The organism is Oryzisolibacter sp. LB2S (assembly GCF_040732315.1).
Lineage (GTDB): Bacteria > Pseudomonadota > Gammaproteobacteria > Burkholderiales > Burkholderiaceae_C > Alicycliphilus > Alicycliphilus soli.
On the sequence record NZ_CP160388.1, the window covers coordinates 601,322 to 615,221 of the forward strand.

The following is a 13,900-nucleotide window of genomic DNA, read 5'->3' on the forward strand; positions in this document are numbered from 1 at the left end:
GCCCCTGTCAACAACCGGCAGGGGCTTTTTCGTTGTAGGGGCATGACTGTCAGGAGAGCATCGTGACCCTTGCTTCAAGCCTTTCCACGGGCCTGCGCCGCGCGCTGCCGGCCCTGGCGCTCGCGGCCGCGGGCCTGCTGAGCGGCTGCGTCGTCGCCCCGGCCTATCCGGTGGATGGCGTGGTCTATGCGCCGAGCGCGCCGCCGCCGCTGCAGACCGAGGTGATTCCCGTCGCTCCCTCGCCCGTGCATGTCTGGATCAACGGCTACTGGGGCTGGGGCGGCGGGCGCTATGTCTGGCGGCCGGGCCACTGGGCCGTGCCGCCGCGCCCGGGCTATGTCTGGCACCCGCGCCGCTGGGACCATGGCCCGCGCGGCTGGCATTCGCATGGTGGGCGCTGGGGGCCGCGCTGAAATGGGGTGACACCCTCCTGAGCCGCGGCGCGGCCCTTGCGCGGCGTCTGCTGGTCTGGGTTGTGCCGGTTTCATGAGGCAGCCTGGCGTTCAGGCGGTAGCGCGGCCAGGATCCGGCGCCGTGGGCGCAGCCCCATGCCCGGCCTTGGCCAGCAGAAAGTCGATGCATGTGCGCACGGCGCGGGTCTGGTGGCGGTCGGGCAGGTACATCAGGTAGAGGTGGTTGCCGAAGATGCTCAGCCGGTATTCCTGCAGCGTGAGCAGCACCTCGCCGCGCGCCACCTCGGCCTGCACCACGTAGTCGGGCACCAGGCCCACGCCCAGCCCGGCCAGGATGCCCTGGTGCAGAAACGGGAAATGCTCGGAGATCAGCGTGGGCTCGAGCATCACCTCCTGGCGCTCCTCGCCCTGGTAGGCCGACAGGCGCAGCTGGCGCCCGATCACGCCGGCCGTGATCACCGGGCTGTTGCGCAGCTCGTAGAGCGTGGTCGGCAGGCCATGCGCGGCCACGTACTCGCGCGAGGCGCAGGCCACGTAGCGCATGGGTCCCAGGCTGCGCGCGATCACCGACAGCGGCGGCTCGGCGATCACGCGGATGGCGATGTCCACCTCGTCGCGCAGATGGTCGGTGCGGTTCTCGAACAGCACGTCGAGCACGATGCCGGGGTAGAGCCGCTTGAACTCGATGAGCCATTCGCTCATCACCATCTGGCCGTAGCCGCTGGGCACGCTGATGCCCACGCGCCCCATCAGGCCCTGGCCCAGGCTGGTCACGGTCTCGCGCGCGGCCAGTATCTCGTTCTGGATGGCGCGGCCATGCTCATACAGGCGCAGGCCGACCTCGGTGGGCTCGACCAGGCGCGTGCTGCGCCGGATCAGCTGCACGCCCACGGACTTCTCCAGTTGCGTCAGGTGGTAACTGACGTTGGCACGTGTCATCTTGAGCTTGCGCGCGGCCTGGCTCAGGTTGCCACTGTCGATGATTTCCACTAAAAGCGTGAGGGACTGCAGGTCCATGCGGTGAATTGTCAAAAATCATTTGACGCGTTGTCAATGATTGATGTGATTGTTAAAGCCGCCTTTCTATGAAGAATAGGCGTTTTCAGGCATCCACAGGAGACAAGACGATGAGCGAGCAAGCCAGCGCTTCCCCGGTCCAGACCCGCCTCGATGGCGAGGTGCTGGTGGTCCGCATCGACAACCCCCCCGTCAACGCGCTGGGTCAGGCCGTGCGCGCCGGCCTGCTGGCCGCCGTCGAGGAGCTCGAGCGGACCGCCCAGGCGCGCGCCATGCTCATCGTGGGCGCGGGCAAGGCCTTCATCGCCGGTGCCGACATCCGCGAGTTCGGCAAGCCGCCGCAGCCGCCCTCGCTGCCCGAGACCATCAACCGCATGGAGGCCTGCGACAAGCTGGTCGTCTGCGCCATCCACGGCCCGGCGCTGGGCGGCGGGCTGGAGGTGGCCATGGCCACGCATTACCGCCTGGCCCTTCCCGCTGCCAAGCTGGGCCTGCCCGAGGTCGCCCTGGGCCTGCTGCCCGGCGCCGGTGGCACGCAGCGCAGCCCGCGCCTGATGGGCGCGCTGCCCGCGGCCGAGCTCATGCTGTCGGGCAAACACCTCTCGGCCAAGGCCGCGCTGGCCGCAGGCCTGGTGGACCGGCTGGTGGAGGGCGACGACCCGCTGGCCGCGGGCCTGGCCTATGTGCGCGAGCTGCTCGCGGCCGGCACCGCGCCGCGGCGCACCAGCGCGCTGGCCGTGCCCGGCGACAAGGCCCAGACGCTTGCCGCGCTCGACCAGCTGGCGCAGGACACGGCCAAGAAGACGCGCGGCCTGTTCTCGCCCGCCCGAATCATCGACTGCGTGCGCGTGGCCGTGCAGACGCCGTTTGCCGAAGGCGCGAAGCGCGAGCGCGAGCTCTTCGTCGAATGCCTGAACAGCCCACAGCGCGCCGGCCTGGTCCATGCGTTCTTCGCCGAGCGCGAGACCGCCAAGATCCCCGAGGCCAAGGCGGCTGCGCCTCGCCCGTTTGCGAAGCTGGCCATCATCGGCGGCGGCACCATGGGCGCGGGCATCACGGTGTCGGCGCTCGACGCCGGCCTGTCGGTGGTGATGATCGAGCGCGACGCGGAGTCGATTGCGCGCGGCCAGAAGAACGTCGAAAAGGTCTATGACGGCCTGATCGCCAAGGGTCGCATGACCGCCGAGGCCAAGGCCGCCACCATGGCGCGCTACCAGCCCTCGACGCGCTATGAGGACATTGCCGACGTGGACCTGGTGATCGAGGCCGTGTTCGAGGACATCGCGGTCAAGCAGGCCGTGTTCCGGGAGCTCGACCGCGTGTGCAAGAGCGGCTGCGTGCTCGCGACCAACACCTCCTACCTCGACATCGACGCCATTGCCGCCGTGACGAAGCGCCCGCAGGACGTGATCGGCCTGCATTTCTTCAGCCCGGCCAACATCATGCGGCTGCTGGAGATCGTCGTGCCGGCCAAGGTGGCGCCCGACGTGGTGGTCACGGCGTTTGAACTCGCCAAGCGCATGAAGAAGGTGCCGGTGCGCGCCGGCGTGTGCGACGGCTTCATCGGCAACCGCATCCTGGCCGTGTACCGCGACGCGGCCAACGCGGTGCTCGAAGACGGCGCCAGCCCCTACGAGATCGACGCCGCGGTGCGCGAGTTCGGCTATCCCATGGGGCCGTTCCAGGTGTCGGATCTGGCCGGCGGCGACATCGGCTGGGCCACGCGCAAGCGCAAGGCCGCCACGCGCGACCCCAGGGCGCGCTATGTGGAGATTGCCGACCGCATCGCCGAGCGCGGCTGGTTCGGCCAGAAGACCGGGCGCGGCTGGTACCTCTACCCCGAGGGCGCGCGCGTGGGCCAGCAAGACCCCGAGGTGCTGGCCATCGTGGACGCCGAGCGGCAAAAGAAAGGCATCACCCCACGCGCCTTCACGCACGAGGAGATCATGCGCCGCTACATGGCGGCCATGGTCAACGAGGGCGCCAAGGTGCTTGAGGAGGGCATTGCCCTGCGCCCGCTCGACATCGACGTGACCTTTCTGTTTGGCTACGGCTTCCCGCGCCACCGCGGCGGCCCCATGCTGTGGGCCGACATGCAGGGCCTGCCCAAGGTCCTGGCCGACATCGAGGAATTTGCCAAGGAAGACGCGCAGTTCTGGCAGCCCGCGGCCCTGCTGAAAAAGCTCGTGGCCGAGGGCAAGAACTTTGCCAGCCTGAACCAGCGCGGCTGACGTCACTCACTCCCTCTCCCGCTGGCGGGAGAGGGCAGGGGTGAGGGTAGGGTGTATGGGTGCCTTGTGTGGATTTCCCCCTCACCCCGGTTCTCTCCCTCAAGATGTATAGGGAAAATGGCTTGAAACGCCCGCCCATCAAGCGCATTAAGCTATCAATTCAATAGAGATCAGACCCCATGACGCTGGCACATGCCGGCATCGCACAGAACCTGAACCCCGGTTTTCGCCCGGGGGAAGGCTTGCAGCAGACCGGCGTGACGAACGCATCAGGATTCATCAAAGGACCATCACCATGGACTTGCAATTCACCCCCGAAGAACAGGCGTTCCGCTCCGAGGTGCGCGCGTTTTTGAAGGACCACCTGCCGCCGGCGCTCGCCGCCAAGGTCAGGGCCGGCCAGCGCCTGACGCGCGCGGACCAGGAGGGCTGGCATGCCATCCTGAACAAGAAGGGCTGGCTGGCCTACCACTGGCCCAAGGAGCATGGCGGCGCGGGCTGGACGCCGATACAGAAGTTCATCTTCGACGACGAATGCGCGCTCGCCGGCGGCCCGCGCCTGGTGCCGTTTGGCCTGTCCATGCTGGGCCCGGTGCTCATCAAGTACGGCAACGAGGCGCAGAAGAAGCACTGGCTGCCGCGCATCCTCAATGGCGATGACTGGTGGTGCCAGGGCTATTCCGAGCCCGGCGCGGGCTCGGACCTGGCCAGCCTCAAGACCAGCGCCGTGCGCCAGGGCGATCACTACATCGTCAACGGCCAGAAGACCTGGACCACCCAGGGCCAGCACGCCAACATGATGTTCTGCCTGGTGCGCACGGACAGGGCGGCCAAGGCGCAGTCGGGCATCAGCTTTGTGCTCATCGACATGAAGCAGCCGGGCGTGGAGGTGCGGCCCATACGTACGCTCGACGGCGACGCCGAGGTCAACGAGGTCTTCCTCACCGACGTGAAGGTGCCGCTCGAGAACCTGGTCGGCGAGGAGAACAAGGGCTGGACCTACGCCAAATACCTGCTGACCTACGAGCGCACGGGCATCGCGGGCGTGGGCTTCTCCATGGCCGCGCTGGAGAAGCTCAAGCTCATCGCCAGCCGCGTTCAGAAGAACGGCAAGCCCCTGGCGCAGGACCCCCAGTTCGCCACGCGCATGGCCCAGGTCGAGATCGACCTGAACAACATGGCCATGACCAATCTGCGCGTGCTCGCCGCCGTGCAGGGCGGCGGCGTGCCCGGGGCCGAGAGCTCGATGCTCAAGATCCGCGGCACCGTCATCCGCCAGGAGCTCCTGTCGCTGATCCGCCGCGCCATGGGGCCGTACGCGCTGCCGTATATCGAGGAGGCGCAGTTCGCCGAGTACGCAGAACCGCCCGTCGGCCCCAAGGAGGCCGCCACGGCCGCGGCCGCCTACTTCAACTACCGCAAGCTGTCGATCTTCGGCGGCTCCAACGAGATCCAGCGCAACATCATCAGCAAGATGATCCTGGGGCTTTGACCCGGGTGGAAGGAGACATCCATGAACTTTGAACTCGATGCAGACCGCCGCATGCTGGCGGACGCCCTGGGCCGCTACCTGAGCGAGCAATACAGCGCCGAATACCGCAACCAGACGGCCTACGGCAGCACCGGCCACAGCGCAGAGACCTACGCCAAGCTCGCCGAGATCGGCGCCATAGGCGCGCTGTTTCCCGAGGCCGTCGGCGGCTTCGGCGGCGAGGGCGTGGATATCGGCGTGGTCTTCGAGACCCTGGGCCACCACCTCGTGGCCGAGCCCCTGCTGGGCGCGCTGCTTGTGGGCCGCGCCATCACCGAGGCCGGCAGCGCGGCGCAGCGCGAGCGGCTCGAGGGCATCGTCGCCGGCGAGACGCTGTGTGCGCTGGCCCATGACGAGCCGGACAACCACTACGAACTGAACCGCGTCGCCACCACGGCCAGCAAGAGCGGCGACGGCTGGGTGTTGAACGGCGCCAAGGCCGTGGTGCTGTTTGGCGATCAGGCGCAGCTGCTGCTGGTGAGCGCGCGCACCGCGGGTGCCGTGGGCGACGAGGCCGGCATCTCGCTGTTCCTCGTGCCCGGCGATGCGGCCGGCATCACGGCGCGCGGCTATGGCCGTATCGACGGCGGCCATGCGGCCGAGCTCGTGCTGACCGATGTGCGGGTGGGCGCCGATGCGCTGCTGGGCATGGAGGGCGCGGGCCACGCGCTGCTCGAGCGCATCGTGGGCTTTGGCCTGCTCGCGCTGTCGGCCGAGAGCCTGGGCGCGATGGAGCGGGCCAAGGGCGACACCCTCGAATACCTGCGCACGCGCAAGCAGTTCGGCGTGCCCATAGGCAGCTTTCAGGCGCTGCAGCACCGCATGGCCGACATGCTGCTCGAGGTCGAGCAGGCGCGCTCGGCCGTCATCAACGCCGCCGCGGCCATCGACGACGATGACCGCGTGGCGCGCGAGAAGGCGCTGTCCGCCGCCAAGTACAGCGTCGGCAAGATCGGCACGCTGATCGCCGAGGAAGCCATCCAGATGCACGGCGGCATAGGCGTCACCTGGGAGCTGCCGCTGGCCCACTACGCCAAGCGCCTGGTGATGATCGACCACCAGCTTGGCGACATGGACCACCACCTGGCGCGCTGGATGGCGCTGGGTGCCTGACCCACTCCCTCCCCCCTTGGGGGAGAGGGCAGGGGTGAGGGGGTGTTCAGGCGCTGCGTTGGCGCAGACCCTCACCCCCACCCTCTCCCGCCAGCGGGAGAGGGAGCAAGACAGAAAACAGCCACCAGCCCTTATGCAGCAAGCGCGAGCAGCTATCAAAACAATGGCTCACATTGCGATACCTGTGGACCCCGCCATCCCCGCGTTCGCGGGAATGGCGGCGGGTCTTGCAGACGTCGCGTGAAATCTCGACAGGCATCGCGACTTGAACCACAACGAAACCATCCAAGGAGACACCCATGCCCGACAACGCCCTGATGTCCCGCCGCGAAGGCGCGGTGCTGGTGCTGTCCAACAACAACCCGGCCGCGCGTAACGCGCTCACGCCGGGCTTCTACACGGGCCTGACCGAGGCGCTGCGCGCGGCCGCGGGCGATGCCGGCGTGGGCGCCATCGTGGTCACGGGCGAGGGCGGGCATTTCTGCGCGGGTGGCGACCTGCGCCAGCTCATCCACCGGCGCGAGCTGCCCATTGGCGAGCGGCGCCAGCGCCTGGAGCTGCTGCACAACCTGGTGCGCGCGCTGCGCGACTGCCCCAAGCCCGTCATCATGGCCGTGGAGGGTGCGGCCGCGGGTGCCGGCCTGTCGCTGGCGCTGGCCGGCGACATGCTGGTGGCGGCGAAAAACGCCCAGTTCTCCGTGGCCTATGTCAAGGTCGGGCTCACGCCCGATGGCGGTGCGACGGCGCTGCTGGCCGAGTTTGTCTCGCGCCAGGTATTGACCGAGCTGTGCCTGACGGGCGAACGCGTGAGCGGCGAGCGCATGCATGCGCTTGGCGTGGTCAACCGTCTGACCGAACCCGGCCAGGCCCTCGCGACGGCCATCGCGCTCGCGCAGCAGATTGCCACCGGCCCCGATCTGGCCATGGCGCGCATCAAGCACCTGTGCCGCATGGCGCCGCGCAACACGCTCGAGCAGCAGCTCGAGCTCGAGGCCTTGTACATGCCGCTGTCGCAGGAGACGGCCGAGTCGCTCGAGGGCATCGGCGCCTTTCTGGAAAAGCGCGCGCCCGACTTCGCCCGGCTGCGCAAGGCCTGAATCAACGACCACGAGGAGACATCTCATGAGCCAAACACCTACCCAGGATCTGCCGCTGGCCGGCGTGCGCGTGCTCGACCTCTCGCGCGTGTTCGCGGGCCCCATGTGCGCCATGGTGCTGGCCGACTTCGGCGCCGAGGTCATCAAGGTCGAACACCCCGGCCGCGGCGACGACACGCGCGACTGGGGCCTGCGCATCGGCAAGACCGAGACCACCTACTACAACAGCATGAACCGCAACAAGCGGTCCATCACCATAGACCTGCAAAGCGCCGAGGGTCTGAAGATCATCCACGACCTCGTGCCCCAGTGCGACGTGGTCATCCACAACTTCAAGACCGGCGGCGCCGAGAAGCTGGGCCTGGGCTACGAGCAGCTCAAGGCCCTCAAGGGCGACCTGATCTACTGCGCCGTCGCCGGCTATGACGTGACCGGCCCCGAGGCCAGCCGGCCCGGTTATGACCTCGTCATCCAGGCCGAGGCCGGCCTCATGGCGCTCAACGGCGAGGCCGGCACGCCGCCGCTCAAGTTCGGCGTGGCCGTGGTAGACCTGATGACCGGCATGTATGCGGCACAGGCCATCCTGGCGGCCATGTTCAGCCGCGAGCGCACGGGCGCGGGCCGGCTCATAGAGATGGCGCTGTACGACTGCGGCCTCATGGTCACGGGCTACTACGGGCTCGATGCGCTGAAACTGGGCCACGACCCCGAGCGCTACGGCAACGCCCATCCGTCCATCGTGCCCTACGGCATGTATGAGGCGGCGGACGGGCCGCTCATCATCGCCGTGGGCAACAACGCCCAGTTCGACAAGTTCTGCCGGCAGGTGATCATGCGCCCGGACATCGTCGAGGACCCGCGCTTTGCCACCAATGTGGAGCGCGCCCGGCACCGCCTGGAGCTCGGCCCCATGCTCAAGGAAATTCTCCACACCTTCCCGCGCGACCTGCTGCTCGAACGCCTCACCGCCGCCGGCATTCCGTGCGGGCGCGTCGCCGGCCTGCACGAGGCCCTGACCAGCGAGCGCACGCGCCGCGGCGCCCTGGTGCAGGACATGCCGCACCCCGTGGTCGGCAGCACCCCCGTGTTCGCGCCGCCCTACCGCCTGGACGGCCGGCGCCTGCCGATTCGCAGCGCCCCGCCCACGCTGGGCGAGGGCACGCGCGACGTGCTCACGCGCCTGCTGGCACTGAGTGACGGCGAGCTGCAGCGGCTGCAGACGCAGGGCGTGCTGACGCTGCCGGATCTGTGATGCTATTGAAACAAGAGCTTTTCGCGCTTGCTGCACAAGCGCTGTGGCCATTTTTAAAGGAGACGACATGAAACATTCCGCCATCACCCGACGCAGCGCGCTGGCGCTGGCCGCAGCCCCCCTCATGGCCAGCCTGGCCGGCGGCGCCCTCGCGCAGGGCGCCTGGCCCGACAGAATGATCAAGCTGGTCGTGCCCTTCCCCGCGGGCGGGCCCACGGACACGGCCTCGCGCATCGTGGGCCAGAAGCTGGCCGACCGCCTCAAGCAGCCCGTGGTGGTGGACAACCGCCCCGGTGCCTCGGGGTCGATTGCCGCGGTGCAGGTCATCAAGAGCCCGGCCGACGGCTACACGCTGATGATGCTGGCCACGCCCACGCTGCTGGCGCCGCATCTGTACCGGAAGGCCGGCTACGACACGGTCAAGGACTTCACGCCCGTGGCCACGGTGTATGACCTGCCCATCGTCATCGTCGTCAACCCCCAGCTGCTGCCCCAGGTGACCGACCTCAAGGGCCTGATCGCCCACGCCAAGGCGCAAAAGACACCGCTCAACTACACCAGCTCGGGCGCGGGCAGCTTCGGTCACCTGAGCATGGAGCTGCTCAAGCAGATGGGCGGCTTCGACATGCAGCATGTGCCCTACAAGGGCGGCGTGCCGGCCATCACCGACACCATAGGCGGCCAGGTGCCCATCATGTATGCCGACCTGGTCGCCGCGCTGCCCCACATCAAGGCCGGCAAGCTGCGCGCCATCGCCGTGGGCTCGCCCCAGCGCGTGGTCATGCTGCCCGACGTGCCGACGATTGCCGAGCAGGGCGTCAAGGGCTACGACGCCGTGTCCTGGGGTGGCCTGCTTGCGCCGCCGGGCACGCCCAAGGCCGTGGCGGACCGCATCGCCACCGAGGTCAAGGCCATCCTGGCCGACAAGGAGGTGCAGGACAGGCTGCTCGGCGTGGGCGCCATCGCGCATTTCCAGGATCCGGCCCAGATGGGCCAGCGCATCCAGACCGACTACGCGCGCTGGGGCCAGATCATCCGCGACAAGGGCATTGCACCGGAGTGAACAAGGCATGAAGACTCGCATCACAGAACTCTTTGGCATAGAGCACCCCATCATCCAGGGCGGCATGCACCACGTGGGCTATGCCGAGCTCGCGGCGGCCGTCTCCAACGCCGGGGGGCTGGGCGTCATCACGGGCCTGACGCAGAAGACGCCCGAGCTGCTGGCGTGCGAGATCGCGCGCTGCCGCGAGATGACGGACAAGCCCTTCGGCGTGAACCTGACCTTTCTGCCCGCGGTCAACCCGCCCGACTATCCCGGCTATGTGCGGGCCATCGTCGAGGGCGGCGTGAAGATCGTCGAGACGGCCGGCAACAACCCGCAGAAATGGCTTCCCGCGCTGAAGGACGCCGGCATCAAGGTCATCCACAAATGCACCTCGGTGCGCCATGCGCTCAAGGCCGAATCAATTGGCTGCGACGCCATCAGCGTGGACGGCTTCGAGTGCGGCGGCCACCCGGGCGAGGACGACATCCCCAACTTCATCCTGCTGCCGCGCGCGGCCGAGGAGCTCAAGATCCCTTTCGTCGCCTCGGGCGGCATGGCCGACGGGCGCTCGCTCGTGGCTGCGCTGGCGCTGGGCGCCGAGGGCATGAACATGGGCACGCGCTTCATCGCGACGAAAGAGGCGCCCGTGCACGACAACGTCAAGCAAACCATCGTCGCGGCGAGCGAGCTTGACACGCGCCTGATCCTGCGCCCCATGCGCAACACCGAGCGCGTGCTGGTCAACGCCGCCACCGAGCGCGTGCTCGAGAAGGAAAAGCGCCTGGGCAGCAGCATCCAGTTTGGCGACATCGCGCCCGAGCTCGCCGGGGTCTATCCGCGCATCATGCAGGGTGGCGACATGGACGCCGGCGTCTGGTCCTGCGGCATGGTCGCGGGCCTGATCCGCGACGTGCCCAGCGTCAAGGAGCTGATCGACCGCATCATGGCCGAGGCCGAGTCGATCATCGCCCAGCGCCTGGCCGGCATGCTGCGATGACAGCGCTTCGCACATACCCCGTCATCCTCGTACTGCCGTCATCCCTGTCCCAGCCGTCATCTCTGCCCCAGCCGTCATCCCTGCACCAGCCGTCATCCCTGCACCAGCCGTCATTCCTGCACCAGCCGTCATCCCCGCCCCCACTCCGTCATCCCCGTGAAAGCGGGGATCCAGGGGCCTCGGCACGCCGCCCTGGATTCCCGCCCCGGATCGATGTCCGGGATGACGTTCCTGCGCGGGAATGACGAATCACCCCAAGCCCTTTTCAGAAAGGAACTCCCATGAAAATCCTCGTCCCCGTCAAACGCGTGGTGGACTACAACGTGAAGGTCCGCGTGAAGTCGGACGGCACGGGTGTGGACATCGCCAACGTCAAGATGAGCATGAACCCCTTTGACGAGATCGCCGTCGAAGAGGCCGTGCGCCTCAAGGAAAAGGGCGCCGCCACCGAGGTCATCGCCGTCTCCTGCGGCGTGGCGCAATGCCAGGAAACCCTGCGCACCGCCCTGGCCATCGGCGCCGACCGCGCCATCCTGGTCGAGACCCCCGCCGACCTCGAGCTCCAGCCCCTGGCCGTGGCCAAGCTGCTCAAGGCCCTGGTCGACAAGGAACAGCCCGGCCTCGTGATCCTGGGCAAGCAGGCCATCGACGACGACGCCAACCAGACCGGCCAGATGCTCGCCGCGCTCGCCGACCTGCCCCAGGCCACGTTCGCGAGCAAGGTCGAGGTCGCAGGTGACAAGGTGAGCGTCACGCGCGAGGTCGACGGCGGCCTGGAAACCCTGGAGCTGAGCCAGCCGGCCGTCATCACCACCGACCTGCGCCTGAACGAGCCGCGCTACGTCACGCTGCCCAACATCATGAAGGCCAAGAAAAAGCCGCTCGAGACCGTCAAGCCCGAGGACCTGGGCGTGGACGTGGCCCCGCGCCTGAAGACCCTCAAGGTGGCCGAGCCCCCGAAGCGCGGCGCCGGCATCAAGGTGCCCGACGTGGCCACGCTGGTCGCCAAACTCAGGAACGAAGCCAAGGTGATCTGACGCGGTGGCGCGCTGGGCAACACCGCCCTTTGCACAACCACCGTCATCCCCGCGCAGGCGGGGATCCAGGAGCAGCCCCGGCCGCTGGCCATCCATGGATTCCCGCCTGCGCGGGAATGACGCCAGAACCACGGGCCTTTGCTCCACGCTGACCGCACAACCCAAGGAATACCCATGACCGCACTCGCGAACATTCTCGTCGTGGCTGAACACGACAACGCAAGCCTGAAGAGCGCCACCCTCAACACCGTCACGGCCGCCGCCGCCTGCGGGGGCGAGGTCCATGTGCTCGTCGCCGGAGAAAACGCTGGCGCCGCCGCCCAGGCCGCCGCCCAGATCGCCGGCGTCGCCAAGGTGCTGCACGCCGACGGCGCCGCCTTGAAGGACGGCCTGGCGGAAAACCTCGCCGCCCAGGTGCTCGCCATTGCCGGCGGCTACAGCCACATCCTGTTCCCGGCCACGGCCAGCGGCAAGAACGTGGCCCCGTGCGTGGCCGCCAAGCTCGACGTGGCGCAGATCAGCGACATCACCCGCGTCGACAGCCCCGACACCTACGAGCGCCCCATCTACGCGGGCAACGCGATTGCCACCGTGCAAAGCGCCGACGCCGTGAAGGTCATCACCGTGCGCGGCACGGGCTTTGATGCGGCAGCCGCCACCGGTGGCAGCGCCCAGGTCGAGACCATCGCCGCCGTGCAGGACGCGGGCAAGAGCCGCTTTGTGGGCCGCGAGGTCACCAAGAGCGACCGGCCCGAGCTCACCGCCGCCAAGATCATCGTCTCGGGCGGCCGCGCGCTGGGCAGTGCCGAGAAGTTCAACGAGGTCATCACGCCGCTGGCCGACAAACTCGGCGCGGCCATCGGTGCCTCCCGCGCGGCCGTGGACGCGGGCTATGCCCCGAACGACCTGCAGGTGGGCCAGACGGGCAAGATCGTCGCGCCCCAGCTCTACATCGCCTGCGGCATCTCGGGCGCCATCCAGCACCTGGCGGGCATGAAGGACAGCAAGGTCATCGTGGCCATCAACAAGGACCCCGAGGCGCCCATCTTCAGCGTGGCCGACTATGGGCTGGAGGCCGATCTGTTTGCGGCCGTGCCGGAGATGGTCAAGCTGCTGTGACCTCACCATGGGGGCGGCAGAGAGCGCCCCTTTCGCTTTTCAGACAAGAACCGGAGACTGATATGTGCATGTATTTGACGCGTCGGAAAATGGTGGCCATGACTGCTGCAGCGCTGGCTGCCACCAGCGCCCCCTCCTGGGCACAGGCACAGGACTTTCCGTCCAAGCCCATTACGCTGATCGTGCCCTTCCCGGCCGGCGGCTCCACCGATCGTCACATGCGTACCTTGGCCGATCTGGCCGGCAAGCAGTTGGGCCAGCCCATCGTCGTCGACAACCGGCCGGGTGCGGGCGGCACGCTGGGGCCTGGCACCATGGCACGCACGGCCAAGCCAGATGGCTACACGATCACACAGTTCCCGATGTCCATGCTGCGCATGGCGCACATGCAAAAGGTGGCGTGGAACCCCATCACCGACTTCACCTACATCATCGGCGTCTCGGGCTACACCTTCGGCTTTACGGTGCGCAGCGATTCGCCCTACAGGAGTTTCAACGACTACATAGCGGCCGCGCGCAAGAGTCCTGGCGCCGTGGACTATGGCTCCACGGGCGCAGGCACCTCGCCGCACCTGCTGATGGAGGAACTGGCCGAGAACGCCAAAGTCAAGTTGACCCATGTCCCGTTCAAGGGCAATGCCGACCTGCAGCAGGCGCTGCTCGGTGGCCACGTATCGGCGCAAAGCGATGCCACGGGCTGGGACAAGTACGTCGATGGCGGTCAGATGCGTCTGCTTCTGACGTTTGGAGAAAAGCGCACCACACGCTGGCCCGAGGTGCCCACGGCCAAGGAACTGGGCTATGGCGTGGTCTCCACCTCTCCCTATGGACTGGTTGGGCCCAAGGGCATGGATCCGGCCATCGTTCAGAAGCTGCACGATGCCTTCAAGAAGGCCATGGATGATCCGCGCCATGCCGAGCTGATGCTGCAGCTGAACCAGGATGCCTGGTACCGCTCGGGCGCCGACTATGCCCAATGGGCCAAGGAGGCCTTTGCCAAGGATAAGCTGCTGATCGAGCGCCTGGGCCTCGGGGCCAAGTGAAC

The 13,900-nt window shown here is 67.9% G+C and carries 12 protein-coding genes; 11 read left to right on the forward strand and 1 reads right to left on the reverse strand.

What is annotated here, in order from left to right; genetic code table 11:
- Positions 1-62: 62 nt before the first annotated feature.
- Positions 63-413 (forward strand): hypothetical protein, encoded by a 351-nt coding sequence (locus tag ABUE11_RS02850; protein ID WP_367067560.1) that lies wholly within the window; start codon positions 63-65, stop codon positions 411-413.
- Positions 414-503: 90 nt separating this feature from the next.
- On the opposite strand, the gene ABUE11_RS02855 is transcribed toward ABUE11_RS02850, so the two are convergent.
- Positions 504-1,430, reverse strand: coding sequence for a LysR substrate-binding domain-containing protein (locus ABUE11_RS02855; RefSeq protein ID WP_367067562.1), 927 nt, complete (start codon positions 1,428-1,430; stop codon positions 504-506).
- Positions 1,431-1,540: 110 nt separating this feature from the next.
- Here ABUE11_RS02855 and ABUE11_RS02860 point away from each other — a divergent pair, with 110 nt between their 5' ends.
- The 10 genes from ABUE11_RS02860 (at position 1,541) to ABUE11_RS02905 (ending at position 13,898) form a co-directional block, all read left to right on the forward strand.
- Positions 1,541-3,661, forward strand: a complete 2,121-nt coding sequence (locus ABUE11_RS02860; protein WP_367067564.1) for a 3-hydroxyacyl-CoA dehydrogenase NAD-binding domain-containing protein — start codon at positions 1,541-1,543, stop codon at positions 3,659-3,661.
- A gap of 295 nt (positions 3,662-3,956) precedes the next feature.
- Complete coding sequence (locus tag ABUE11_RS02865; RefSeq protein WP_367067566.1) at positions 3,957-5,153, forward strand: acyl-CoA dehydrogenase family protein; 1,197 nt, start codon at positions 3,957-3,959, stop codon at positions 5,151-5,153.
- A 21-nt stretch (positions 5,154-5,174) separates the two neighbouring features.
- Positions 5,175-6,305: an acyl-CoA dehydrogenase family protein gene (locus ABUE11_RS02870; RefSeq protein WP_367067567.1), complete on the forward strand. Its 1,131-nt coding sequence runs from the start codon at positions 5,175-5,177 to the stop codon at positions 6,303-6,305.
- A gap of 299 nt (positions 6,306-6,604) precedes the next feature.
- The gene (locus ABUE11_RS02875) at positions 6,605-7,402 is read left to right on the forward strand and encodes an oxepin-CoA hydrolase, alternative type (RefSeq protein ID WP_367067569.1); all 798 of its coding nucleotides are present in this window, start codon (positions 6,605-6,607) and stop codon (positions 7,400-7,402) included.
- A gap of 25 nt (positions 7,403-7,427) precedes the next feature.
- A complete protein-coding gene (locus tag ABUE11_RS02880) occupies positions 7,428-8,654 on the forward strand; it encodes a CoA transferase (protein ID WP_367067571.1) in 1,227 nt (408 codons plus the stop codon).
- A gap of 67 nt (positions 8,655-8,721) precedes the next feature.
- A complete protein-coding gene (locus tag ABUE11_RS02885; RefSeq protein ID WP_367067573.1) occupies positions 8,722-9,717 on the forward strand; it encodes a tripartite tricarboxylate transporter substrate binding protein in 996 nt (331 codons plus the stop codon).
- 7 nt (positions 9,718-9,724) lie between these two features.
- Positions 9,725-10,699 (forward strand): nitronate monooxygenase family protein, encoded by a 975-nt coding sequence (locus tag ABUE11_RS02890; protein ID WP_367067575.1) that lies wholly within the window; start codon positions 9,725-9,727, stop codon positions 10,697-10,699.
- Between the two features lie 281 nt (positions 10,700-10,980).
- Entirely contained in the window at positions 10,981-11,736 is a 756-nt protein-coding gene (locus tag ABUE11_RS02895) for an electron transfer flavoprotein subunit beta/FixA family protein (protein ID WP_367067577.1), read from the forward strand.
- Positions 11,737-11,910: 174 nt separating this feature from the next.
- Positions 11,911-12,855, forward strand: a complete 945-nt coding sequence (locus ABUE11_RS02900; RefSeq protein ID WP_367067579.1) for an electron transfer flavoprotein subunit alpha/FixB family protein — start codon at positions 11,911-11,913, stop codon at positions 12,853-12,855.
- Positions 12,856-12,917: 62 nt separating this feature from the next.
- Complete coding sequence (locus ABUE11_RS02905) at positions 12,918-13,898, forward strand: tripartite tricarboxylate transporter substrate binding protein (protein ID WP_367067581.1); 981 nt, start codon at positions 12,918-12,920, stop codon at positions 13,896-13,898.
- Positions 13,899-13,900 lie beyond the last annotated feature (2 nt).

What these genes read in the sequence shown, in the direction of transcription:
- ABUE11_RS02855 (WP_367067562.1), bottom strand. Translation starts at nt 1,430, where the DNA reads ATGGACCTGCAGTCCCTCACGCTTTTAGTGGAAATCATCGACAGTGGC.
- ABUE11_RS02860 (WP_367067564.1), top strand. Translation starts at nt 1,541, where the DNA reads ATGAGCGAGCAAGCCAGCGCTTCCCCGGTCCAGACCCGCCTCGATGGC.
- ABUE11_RS02865 (WP_367067566.1), top strand. Translation starts at nt 3,957, where the DNA reads ATGGACTTGCAATTCACCCCCGAAGAACAGGCGTTCCGCTCCGAGGTG.
- ABUE11_RS02870 (WP_367067567.1), top strand. Translation starts at nt 5,175, where the DNA reads ATGAACTTTGAACTCGATGCAGACCGCCGCATGCTGGCGGACGCCCTG.
- ABUE11_RS02875 (WP_367067569.1), top strand. Translation starts at nt 6,605, where the DNA reads ATGCCCGACAACGCCCTGATGTCCCGCCGCGAAGGCGCGGTGCTGGTG.
- ABUE11_RS02880 (WP_367067571.1), top strand. Translation starts at nt 7,428, where the DNA reads ATGAGCCAAACACCTACCCAGGATCTGCCGCTGGCCGGCGTGCGCGTG.
- ABUE11_RS02885 (WP_367067573.1), top strand. Translation starts at nt 8,722, where the DNA reads ATGAAACATTCCGCCATCACCCGACGCAGCGCGCTGGCGCTGGCCGCA.
- ABUE11_RS02890 (WP_367067575.1), top strand. Translation starts at nt 9,725, where the DNA reads ATGAAGACTCGCATCACAGAACTCTTTGGCATAGAGCACCCCATCATC.
- ABUE11_RS02895 (WP_367067577.1), top strand. Translation starts at nt 10,981, where the DNA reads ATGAAAATCCTCGTCCCCGTCAAACGCGTGGTGGACTACAACGTGAAG.
- ABUE11_RS02900 (WP_367067579.1), top strand. Translation starts at nt 11,911, where the DNA reads ATGACCGCACTCGCGAACATTCTCGTCGTGGCTGAACACGACAACGCA.
- ABUE11_RS02905 (WP_367067581.1), top strand. Translation starts at nt 12,918, where the DNA reads ATGTGCATGTATTTGACGCGTCGGAAAATGGTGGCCATGACTGCTGCA.